General features: G+C 46.6%; 11 protein-coding genes. 4 read left to right on the forward strand and 7 right to left on the reverse strand.

Annotated features, from left to right (window positions below):
* Nucleotides 1–101 precede the first annotated feature (101 nt).
* From QUA16_RS15170 to QUA16_RS15180, 3 genes are all read right to left on the reverse strand, one after another.
* Complete coding sequence (locus QUA16_RS15170; RefSeq protein ID WP_333103022.1) at nucleotides 102–575, reverse strand: hypothetical protein; 474 nt, start codon at nucleotides 573–575, stop codon at nucleotides 102–104.
* Nucleotides 550–1,755, reverse strand: a complete 1,206-nt coding sequence (locus QUA16_RS15175) for an urease accessory protein UreH domain-containing protein (protein WP_333103020.1) — start codon at nucleotides 1,753–1,755, stop codon at nucleotides 550–552. Before QUA16_RS15175 ends, QUA16_RS15170 begins: the two co-directional genes overlap by 26 nt.
* A 144-nt stretch (nucleotides 1,756–1,899) precedes the next feature.
* On the reverse strand, nucleotides 1,900–2,502 hold the full coding sequence (locus QUA16_RS15180; protein WP_333103018.1) for a hypothetical protein: 603 nt from the start codon (nucleotides 2,500–2,502) through the stop codon (nucleotides 1,900–1,902).
* A gap of 74 nt (nucleotides 2,503–2,576) precedes the next feature.
* Between QUA16_RS15180 and QUA16_RS15185 the strand changes: the two genes are divergently transcribed.
* Nucleotides 2,577–2,810, forward strand: coding sequence for a hypothetical protein (locus QUA16_RS15185; protein WP_333103016.1), 234 nt, complete (start codon nucleotides 2,577–2,579; stop codon nucleotides 2,808–2,810).
* Between the two features lie 185 nt (nucleotides 2,811–2,995).
* On the opposite strand, the gene QUA16_RS15190 is transcribed toward QUA16_RS15185, so the two are convergent.
* The 3 genes from QUA16_RS15190 to QUA16_RS15200 form a co-directional block, all read right to left on the reverse strand.
* The gene (locus QUA16_RS15190; protein ID WP_333103015.1) at nucleotides 2,996–4,063 is read right to left on the reverse strand and encodes an LOG family protein; all 1,068 of its coding nucleotides are present in this window, start codon (nucleotides 4,061–4,063) and stop codon (nucleotides 2,996–2,998) included.
* Between the two features lie 189 nt (nucleotides 4,064–4,252).
* Nucleotides 4,253–4,576 carry a thioredoxin gene (gene trxA, locus QUA16_RS15195; protein ID WP_333103014.1) on the reverse strand — a complete coding sequence of 108 codons (324 nt, stop codon included), beginning with the start codon at nucleotides 4,574–4,576 and terminating at the stop codon, nucleotides 4,253–4,255.
* 508 nt (nucleotides 4,577–5,084) lie between these two features.
* Nucleotides 5,085–6,248 carry a GuaB3 family IMP dehydrogenase-related protein gene (locus tag QUA16_RS15200; RefSeq protein WP_333103013.1) on the reverse strand — a complete coding sequence of 388 codons (1,164 nt, stop codon included), beginning with the start codon at nucleotides 6,246–6,248 and terminating at the stop codon, nucleotides 5,085–5,087.
* 108 nt (nucleotides 6,249–6,356) lie between these two features.
* On the opposite strand from QUA16_RS15200, the gene QUA16_RS15205 reads away from it, so the two are divergent.
* The 3 genes from QUA16_RS15205 (at nucleotide 6,357) to QUA16_RS15215 (ending at nucleotide 9,507) form a co-directional block, all read left to right on the forward strand.
* Complete coding sequence (locus tag QUA16_RS15205; protein ID WP_333103012.1) at nucleotides 6,357–7,565, forward strand: lipid-A-disaccharide synthase-related protein; 1,209 nt, start codon at nucleotides 6,357–6,359, stop codon at nucleotides 7,563–7,565.
* Between the two features lie 186 nt (nucleotides 7,566–7,751).
* Entirely contained in the window at nucleotides 7,752–8,150 is a 399-nt protein-coding gene (tnpA, locus tag QUA16_RS15210; RefSeq protein ID WP_333103011.1) for an IS200/IS605 family transposase, read from the forward strand.
* Nucleotides 8,143–9,507, forward strand: coding sequence for a transposase (locus tag QUA16_RS15215; RefSeq protein ID WP_333103010.1), 1,365 nt, complete (start codon nucleotides 8,143–8,145; stop codon nucleotides 9,505–9,507). The genes tnpA and QUA16_RS15215 overlap by 8 nt, the downstream gene beginning before the upstream one ends.
* Before the next feature lie 114 nt (nucleotides 9,508–9,621).
* On the opposite strand, the gene QUA16_RS15220 is transcribed toward QUA16_RS15215, so the two are convergent.
* Nucleotides 9,622–10,329 (reverse strand): polysaccharide deacetylase family protein, encoded by a 708-nt coding sequence (locus QUA16_RS15220; RefSeq protein WP_333181201.1) that lies wholly within the window; start codon nucleotides 10,327–10,329, stop codon nucleotides 9,622–9,624.
* Nucleotides 10,330–10,602: the final 273 nt, after the last annotated feature.

The following is a 10,602-nucleotide window of genomic DNA, read 5'->3' on the forward strand; positions in this document are numbered from 1 at the left end:
TTAGTTGGGTGGGGGCGGGTTTATGAGATTGTGGGTTTTAGGCATTTATTGTCGGTGAACCGGCCCCTACAAGATTTATGTTCGGTGATGGAAAGATTATCTTAGCGAACCGGGACTTTATACGTTAGTTTAAAGGGTTTAAAATTAGCTTTATTTTTGGCTGTTCCGCTCAATTCAAGTTCGTAAATTCCTGCCTTGGGAAACACGATATCACCTCCCGGAATCCCTTGATATTTCTCCGCAGATATGGCGGTCAAAGGCGGCTGCATCAGCGGCTTATCCCCATCTTTACGATTTTTAGGATAAACAGCCAGTTTGCAATTACACTGCTCTAGGGGGATAATTTGACCGCCCCGGCGAGTTAGGGCAAACCAGACTCTCGCAGGCTGTCCGGCGCGGGGATTGTGGTTGGGTTCCAGGTGAAAGGTAGCGGCTACATCTCCCGATACTTCGATTTCGTGCGCTAAAACTGAAATTGAGTTTAACTGCGGCGCACTGAGAATTTCTGCTTCAATTAGCAATCCCAAAAATACTAACAATCCTAAACTTTTACTTTTGTTTGACAGGCGAAACATAGAAATTTTCTAGTGATAATACTGACCAAAAAAAGCGCGATCGCACAAACGTAACTAGCACCACAACCACCGCTAACACCGCTGTCAGCAGTTGATTGTGCAACTTCCATTCAAAGCCGCCGAGATAGTGGGAACCGATGAGTGCCGCGTGTACAGCGCACAGCAAGAAAGCTGGAACGCTTAACAGATGAAGCATTCGCCACAGTTGGCCTAAATAATTTTGAATACGATCGCAACTTGTAACCGCCGCCGGCAACATCAACAGCAGCGCCGTCATTCCAGCCGCCATTCCCAACTGATGCTGCGGCAACATAAAAGATAGCGCGTCAAAATTCCATTTCAGCGTATGATCCAGCATATGAAACGTGTGGGCGACTGCTAGGACAAACGCGGCCACACCCAAGGCGCGGCGATAGCGCAACAGTTGCGGCAAAAACTTGCTAACCGGACGCGCCAACAGTGCTAGCATCAAGCACAGCAGCGCTGCGTGGCCCGTAAAATCAACCATTTCATCGGTTCGCAGCAAGGTAAGAATCCCGATCGCCACCGTCACCCAACCACCCATCCGAAACAGTTGACTGCGCTTGTCCGCGCTCAATCTGCCAGCAAAAAAACTCACTCCCAGCATAGTTGGCAAGGTGCCGAGTCCAAAAGCCAGCATCGTCGTCGCACCCAAAACCGAATTTCCCGTTTCCGCCGCCTTAATCTGCGCCGCATAGAGGAAACCGCAGGGAATCAAACCCCAAAGCAAACCCAAAGCAACCGGCACCCACCAGTTTTTTTGTGCCGAAAGCTTGCTCATTGCTTGTCCGACTCGATCGTGCGACATTGGGTGCAGCAGCGGCAATCTCGGCAGCAAGTTCGGTTTAATTTGCACTACTCCGAACCAAATTAGCATCGTGCCCGTGAGAAGTGCGATCGCCCGTCGCAATTCGCTACCCGTACCTGCCAAAAGTCCGCCAGCAATTAACACCGAACCCAGTCCGCCAATTGCAGCACCAACCAAAGCGTAAGCAGCAATTCTCCCCAAATTTAGCAGCAGGTGAAAGCGGAAAGCAGCTAATTTATCGTTGCGGGAATTAGAAAGAGAAAACGCCATTGTCAGCGGGCCGCACATCCCCGCGCAGTGACCGAAACTGCCGAGAAATCCTAAAGTTGCAATTAGCAGGATGTCGAGCATATTGAGTCATACGATTTTAGATTTTAGATTTTAGATTTTAGATTTTTTTTTACTGCTTACCTATTACCTATTACCCCATGCCCTGCGCGGGCCAATGCCCCATGCCCCATGCCCCATGCCCCATGCCCCATGCCCCATGCCCAATTACCCATTTTGAATTCCGATTGCTAAAATTCCCAAAATTTTATCAACCTGATTCAAAAAATACTCCAATAAATCTATTGGAACTGCTTGCCCTTCCAGCATTAAAAACTTCCAAATTTCTCCCGTTGTCACCACCCCATAAATCCTCGATACCTGATTTCCATCCCGTTCGTTAAACAGTTGAGCTGCATACATTTCCGCTACGCACTGACCCAACCCAGCATTAATATTTTCCTTTTTAGCCTCAACGATTAAAATCGCCGGCGCGCTAACCATCAGGAACTCTACCGATCGACTGATCAGAAAATGGCAATTGCCGTTTAATCCCAAGTCGCTGTCAACCGTAAAATCAACTCCCGAAAACAAACTAATGCGATCGGGAAACTGTTTGGTAAGTTCCAGCAAAATCGGCGTAATAATCATTTCTGAGCGTGATTTTTCCGTATTACTCGCCAGAGCAAAAGGAACATTATAAGCTAAAGTTTCTGTTAAATGATTGCTGCATTCTAAAGCAGGTACGGCAGAAAACAAATCTTGCCTCTGCGAAATCGTTAAATTCAAAGCTTTTTTGACGCTTGCCAAACTAAAATCGCTGTAAGCCATACATTTTACCCTTGATTTTTCACTTTCTTAGGACTTACGCAATTGACACATATAGCCTTTCTCAGTAACATGAGGTGTTCACGCGGGCATTGGGCATTGGGCATTGGGCATTGGGCAAACAGGGCATTGGCCAAACAGGGCATTGGGCATTGGCCAAACAGGGCATTGGGCATTGGGCATTGGCCAAACAGGGCAATGGGCATTGGGCATTGGCCAAACAGGGCATTGGGCATTGGCCAAACAGGGCATTGGGCATTGGGCATTGGGCATTGGGCATAGGACTCGCCCCCATACCTCACCACGCTTGAGAACCGCTATAGTATGGTGCGTCTGAGGTTTAGATCATTAATAATCGCTCTCTAACGAAATCCTGACGCACCCTACAAGTCTAATGACTAATGTCTAATGACTAATGACTAATGACTAATGACTAATGACTAATGACTAATGTCTAATGACTAATGACTAATGACTAATGACTAATGACTAATGACTACTTTTGTGCTGGATGCGCCGCCGCCGGCGAAGCTGCACCCATTTGATTTATAGCAGCAATTAGCTGATAAAGCCGCCCCAAATCCCGCTGGTTGAAATGCAAAACTAGGCGCGGCAGATCGAAAGTTGCATCTCCTATTTCCGGTTCCAAAGCTTGACTTTTTTCAATTTTTCCGGTGACAACAATATCGCTAAAATCTGTATTTAGCCGATCGACATTCTCCTCAGAAAGCTCTGTTTTCAAGCGAATTACCAATTTTTCGCGCACGTAGCGGCAGGAGTGATAAACCAGATAAAAACTTGCGATCGCCTCGCAAGCGACATTTACATCGTCAGTAATCGTATACAGGCTGCGATCGTTGACTGAAATCAAGCCCCTGCCCCGCAATTGTTTTTGCACAAAATAATTCCAATCAAGCCAATAATCTCCTCCCGGTCGATCGATCAATACCACAGGAGCCGGCCCGAACTTGCCAGTTTGAGTCAAAGTCAGACACTCAAAAGCCTCGTCTAGAGTGCCAAAACCGCCCGGAAACAGAGCTAAAGCATCGCTCTCCCGGAGAAAAAATAACTTACGAGTGAAAAAATATTTAAAATTGAGCAATTTGCGATCGCCGGCAATGAAAGGATTAGAACTCTGCTCGAAAGGTAACTGAATGTTCAGCCCAAAAGAACGTTCAGCAGTCGCCCCCTCGTTCCCCGCCTGCATAATTCCCCCGCCGCCGCCAGTAATCACCATAAACCCCTGCTGGGCGATCGCCCGCGAAAAGTCTCTGGCCATCAAATATTCCGCCGATTGCGGTGACACCCTCGCCGAACCAAAAATCACAATTTTGCGAACGTGGCGGTAAGGATAAAACATCTCAAAAGCGCTCTCCATATCTCGGAGGGACGCCGCAATAATCTTCAAGTCTAGGCGATCGAGATCCTCTCTGGCCATTTGCACTATAGTAGAGAGCGATCGTTCGATCCACTCAGAGTGCTTCAACATTGGCAAGCGATCGAGCAAATCCATCACTTCAGCTTGGAGGGACTCAAAACCTTGACCAGAACCAGAACGAATCATGAATTTTTCCGAAACGGTAACAAATTGTCGCTACTAAAAATTAAGGGGCAAGCCCAAGTTATAAGCCAATAGCCACCCGCAAATTGCCCTGCTGGCCACTAATAACTTTTCCCGTAGCTTTGCCCCGGTTCTGAAGCGAGTTAGCTTTCGTCGCCCAAAAAGAACAGCGCGAAACCGCTCGCAGTTCAGTTAAATGTACTTTTCTAGAGTGTTGGCCAGAGTAGTTTTCGGAACGGCCCCAACCACCATATCCACACGTTGACCGCCCTTAAATATCATCAGCGTCGGAATGCTGCGGATACCGTATTGGCTGGCCACGTTAGGATTCTCGTCGGTATTAACTTTTACTACCTTGACCTGCCCTTCATATTGCTGGGCAATTTCGTCTACGACGGGGGCCACCATCCGACAGGGCCCGCACCAAGGAGCCCAAAAATCCACTAGAACTAAAACTTCGCTATCGATCACTTCCTGCTTAAAGGTAGAGTCGGTTACTTGCGCGGCTGCTGACATCCCTAGCCATCCTTGTAAATACTATTTCTCGGATAACAAGTTTAGCAAAAAATGTAACCACTTGCGTCAACGATTTTAACAGAAGGCTTCTGAAGGAAGACGGAACACGGTAGAAGGAAGAGGGAAGACAGTAGAAGGAAGAAGGCACAAGGTTTCTGAAGGAACAAGGCACTTATGTCTCCGAAGGCACTTATGTTTCCGAAGGCAGAATGCACTTATGTAGAAGAAAAATTCTCCCACTCCCAGACTCTCCCACTCTCCCACTCTGGGTCTCTCCGGAGCTAAAAGCCTCAGTTCTGTATCTAGTAAGCAAGAGCCAAGATTTCCGGCAAAAAAGGAACCGCCCGAACAGTAGTCCGGGCGGAGTGTGGTGTGAGGAGTGAACGGAAACATGTGTCTCCGCTTCTTCTATTGTGACATCTCCTTCTCGATAATTCCACAAGATTCTGTAAATTTCGAGACTCTTGAACAAATTTTGTCAAGGTATGCTGGTATTCGATCGGTAAATCTACTTACCCATGCCCAACTGCTGAGCTTTTTGATAGACTTTACCCTCAGTCAGCAGAGAAGGAGCAATTACCACTTCCACTTGCTGCATCTCCTTAAGATCCTTAGCGCCCAAGGTACCCATGCTAGTTTTCAGAGCTCCGAGCAAGTTGTGCGTACCATCATCTAGTACCGCTGGCCCGCGCAAAATTTGCTCCACAGTACCCGTAGTCCCCACGCGAATGCGAGTGCCGCGCGGCAAAACCGGGCTGGGAGTTGCCATCCCCCAGTGAAAGCCGCGGCCGGGAGCTTCGGCGGCCCTGGCAAAGGGTGAACCAATCATCACTCCATCGGCACCGCAGGCAATGCACTTGCAGATATCGCCACCAGTAATTAAACCGCCGTCAGCAATCACCGACACATATTTGCCAGTTTCGCGATAGTAGTCGTCCCGCGCGGCGGCGCAGTCTGCTACCGCTGTGGCTTGGGGCACGCCGACACCCAATACGCCCCTAGATGTGCAAGCAGCCCCCGGCCCAATGCCCACAAGAATGCCCGCAGCGCCAGTTTTCATTAAATTCAGGGCGACTTCGTAGGTCACGCAGTTACCCAAAATTACTGGTATCGGCATCTCTTGACAGAATTGTGTCAAATCTAAAGATGAGATTGATTCAGGGGAAAGGAAAGCTGTCGAGACTACTGTTGCTTGCACAAAAAATATATCGGCTCCAGATTCAGCAACCGCCCGGCCGTATTTGCTCGCAGCAGCCGGTGTACCGCTGACGGCGGCAATCCCTCCTCCTGCTTTAATTTCTTTAATTCTGAGCTCGATTAATTCTGGCTTGATGGGTTCGGCATAGAGTTCCTGCATCAGAGAAACAAATTCGTGGTTGCCGACACTCGCGATGCGCTCTAATATTGGCTGGGGGTCGGCATAGCGGGTTTGAATTCCTTCTAGGTTGAGCACGCCCATTGCTCCCAATTCTGACAGCAAAATCGCCATGCGGACATCGACTACTCCATCCATTGCGCTGGCGATGATCGGGATTTCTCGATCGATCCCGCCAATCTGCCACTTGGTATCTGCCAAACTCGGATCGAGCGTGCGCTGTCCTGGTACGAGCGCGATTTCATCTATGCCGTAAGCTCGGCGAGCACTTTTGCCCCGCCCAATTTCAATATTCACGCTGTTTCACTTCCACAATGTATTTAAATTAGAGTAACAAAATCGTAGCCTGTCGGCAGGTAGCGATCGCGCAAATGAGTTTAAAAAGCCTGATCTTGATTGGATTTTATGAAATCGAAGGGGATACTTTTCCTCAGCAACGGCCACGGGGAAGACTCGATTAACTGTCAAATTCTCCAAGCTTTGAGAGTATCTGGCGCGGATGTTGATGTTTCGGCAATGCCGATTGTAGGTGACGGGGCTGCTTACCGCCGATCGACCGTGCCAATTATTGGGCCCACCAGTCAAATGCCGTCTGGGGGAGTTTTTTACATGAATCCCCTGTTTTTCCTCAAAGATATTGGGGCCGGGCTGATTGCTTTGACTGGGCAGCAATTGCAGGCTGTTTGGACGCATTCGCGCCACTGCGATTTGGTGGTGGCCACTGGGGATATTGTCGCGGCTGCGATCGCCCATGCCAGCAACCGCCCCTATATAATTTTTCTATCGGCCCATTCTAGTTATTACGAGGGGCGAGTCGATTTGGGTTTAATCTTGTGGCAGTTGCTTTGCTCACAGAAATGTCTGGCGGTTTTTACTAGAGATGCTTTGACTGCTGCTGACTTAAACCGACAGGGTTTAAAGAAAGCTCAGTTTGTCGGCAATCCTGTCATGGACAACCTCAATTCTACGGGCAAAGATTTGCAGTTAATACCCGGAGTTCGGACGATCGCCCTTCTCCCCGGTTCTCGCCTCCCGGAAGCCACCGACAACCTCGTTTTGCTGCTGGAACTGGTTAAAGAAATTGCTAGTAGCTCTACTGTACCGGTGCACTTTCGGGCAGCTTTAGTTCCGGCTTTAATGCCTCAATTAGATGATATTGCTGCGCGATGCGGATGGCAAGTGCGATCGGGCAAGCTCATTTTTCCAGCAATCAAACGGTCTTTTTCTGAAGAAAAATTAGTCGAAGTAATTTGCTGGGCCGATGCTTTCGCTGATATTTTGCAGCAGTCGAGTTTAGTAATTGGGATGACTGGAACTGCTGTCGAACAAGCTGTGGGTTTGGGAAAACCTGTAATTGCAGTACCGGGAAACGGCCCTGCCTTTACCTATAGATTTGCGGAGGCTCAAAATCGGCTTTTAGGTGATTCGGTGCAGGTTATTGGCACACAACCAGCGAATTCTGATATTATCAAGGAAGCTGCTTTGGCAGTCGATCGTACTTTGCAAGATGATAAATACTTAGCCAGTTGCATTCAAAATGGCTTAGAGAGAATGGGGCGATCGGGCAGCAGCATAAAAATTGCTAATTACGTGGCAAACTATCTGGGTTATTGATTGTGGTAGGGTGCGTCAGGTGTGAAATTTTCAAGCGCCACGAACAGTCTAATTCTGACCGGAAAACGAGCCCGCCGGGCCCCTGGCTTTAGACACGGGGAAAAGTCGGTAGCGGTTTCAACCGCCTTGAACAATTCTTTATATTTCGACACACAGTATACAGGTTGGTTGGTATATACTGTAAATATGAAAACAAAACTAAAATCCAACAGCAATGTAACCTACTGCTGCAATTATCATATTGTGTGGTGTTCAAAGTATCGTAGGTCTGTGTTGATTAACGGTGTAGATGTTCGCCTGAAAGCGATTTTACAAGAAGTTTGCACTGAATTCAACGCCGAACTAATAGAAATGGAAGTAATGCCAGATCATGTTCATGTTTTAGTAGGAGTAGACCCACAATTCGGGATTGCCAAGTTGATCCGATATTTGAAAGGACGTTCATCTCGACTGTTGAGACAGGAATTTCCTTGGTTAAAAAGCAGACTGCCAACTCTGTGGACGAATAGTTACTTTGTTGCAACAGTTGGCGGTGCGCCACTATCAGTGGTCAAGCAGTATATCGAAAATCAAAAAAATGTCTAATTACGGATGCCAGCAAAACTTAATTAATGCTGATTTCAGTCTGAAAGCAATTTTAGAGTTTGTCTGTGGTGAATCAAACAAGCTAGCAAACTGCGCCTTGTACTACGGTCGTCAGTTGTATTTCAAAACTGGCAAAATCCCTGGGAAATATGATTTCCATAAAATGTTTAAATCAAATTTGCATTTTAAGGCTCTGTATTCCCATGTCGCACAGCAAACTTTAACCAGTGTCGCTGAATCCTTCAGTTCATACATTGGGCGGCTATTGGGAATCAAATCTGGGACTGTTACGCAGCACCCAAAGCTACCAAAATACAGAAAAGATTCTCTGAAATTAGTGACATTCCCGATCGCGGATGTCAAACTCAAAAACGGGTTGTTACGGTTCCCACTAGGTAGTAAAGTCAAGCTTTGGTTTGGAATCGGAGAATTTTTCTTGCCGATGCCGTCAAACTTGGACTACAAGAAACTGGTTGAAATTCGGATTCTTCCCAGAAATCGCTGTTTTTACGCCGAGTTTGTATATCGAACAGAGGAGCAGCTTGGTAGTGCTGTGCTTCCCGGAAGTGTCCTGGGGTTAGATCATGGAATTAATAATTGGTTAACAGGCGTATCTAATGTAGGGACTTCTTTTATTATTGATGGACGACATCTAAAGTCTTTGAATCAGTGGTACAACAAGCGAATCTCTGTGCTGAAAGAGAACCGACCACAGGGGTTCTGGTCAAACCAGTTAGCCCGGATTACCGAAAAAAGGAATCGACAAGTTAGAGATGCAGTCAACAAAGCAGCAAGGATTGTAATCGATCACTGCCTTAAGAATGGGATAGAAACGGTAGTATTTGGATGGAATAAAGAGCAAAAACAAAATGCCAATATGGGTCAAAAGACTAATCAAAAATTTGTGCAAATTCCTACGGGTCGGCTAAAAGAGAGAATACTTCAGTTGTGTCATCAGTACAAAATTAAGTTCCTAGAAACTGAAGAAGCATATACCTCAAAAGCCAGCTTTCTCGATAATGATTCGCTGCCTGCGTTCGGTGAAAAAACTGAAGGGTGGAAAGAATCAGGAAAAAGAATAACTCGTGGACTGTATCGTTCAGCCGATGGTACGAAAATAAATGCTGATGGCAACGGCGCAGCAAACATTATCAGAAAAGTAGCGATAAAGCTAGGATTAGATCTTAGCAGAATCAGTAGCGGCGAATTGATAGCGCCTTTGAAAATCCGACTCTGGGTTCTTCAAGAATCCCCTCGCATGCACGGCATGGGGAGTATCAAGCACCATTTATATTATGTCCGGTCGATTACCCCTAATACGGTAGGGGCTCCCCTCACAAAAAATATCTGCCAATAATTGACAATCTCTAAAACCCGCCCTTTTAATCGCTCGATCGGACATGATATTATTCCCTGGTGCGTCAGTATGAGATTGTTAATTTGTCGCAAAAATAATTGTGGCCGACGCACCCTAGTGGTATTTCAACAACTCAGAAACAGTTTTAAACTCGTAACCTTTCGACTGCAAATCCTTGACAATCATCTCAGTTGCTGCTACTGTTTTCGAGCGATCGCCCCCGCCGTCGTGCATCACCACAATCGAACCAGATCGCACATTTTTAATCACCCGATTAGCGATATCTTCCGCCGTGAGTGTTTTTTCATAATCGTGGGAATCCACATCCCACATAATCAGTTTTTTGTGCATTTGGGATAGCAAATAAGACAAAACTATAAATCGCCTACCCCAAGGTGGCCGAAAACTGATACTATCTTGCTTAACCCCAACTTCCTGCAAAAGTTGGTCCGTTTTTTCAATCTCAGACAGCAAAACTTGCCGGGGTTTAAACATCATATCTTTGTGAGAGTATGAATGGTTTGCCAACTCATCTCCCCTCGCGACAATCATTTTCACGATTTCTGGATGTTTCTCAATATTGCGGCCGATTTCAAAAAAAGTTGCTTTAATTTGATAGCGGTCTAAGATATCTAAAAGCTGATTTGTATAGGGAGGATAGGGCCCGTCGTCGTAGCTGAGGGCAACAACTTTTACTTCGGTATCGGCGCGGTTGATGCCGAAATAATTGTGAAATTTAGTAACTTTAATCAAAAGCGATACTGCAAAAAAGAACGCTATAGTCAAAAGCAGAAACTTTTGTAAAATTTTACCGATTCGCATAGCTGCACGCACTCGATCGAGAATGAAGGTGGATTTGGTCAGATTACCACAATTGGGGAGCTGAATCCTTAAGGTATTTTATCATTAATTATTGTCCGTTTCGAGCTTTTCGAGTTTTGGCGATCGCCCAGTAGCTAGACGCTTCAAGTGCCAGTACACTTGTACCGTACATATAGCGTAAGGCAAGGATTTATATTCGGAGCGAGTGTACGGCTGTTCTCACCCGCTCCTCGCCATGTTATATTTATTTGTATAGTCAACTTTTTTAGGCAG

The organism is Microcoleus sp. S13_C3, assembly GCF_036700905.1.
GTDB lineage: Bacteria > Cyanobacteriota > Cyanobacteriia > Cyanobacteriales > Microcoleaceae > Microcoleus.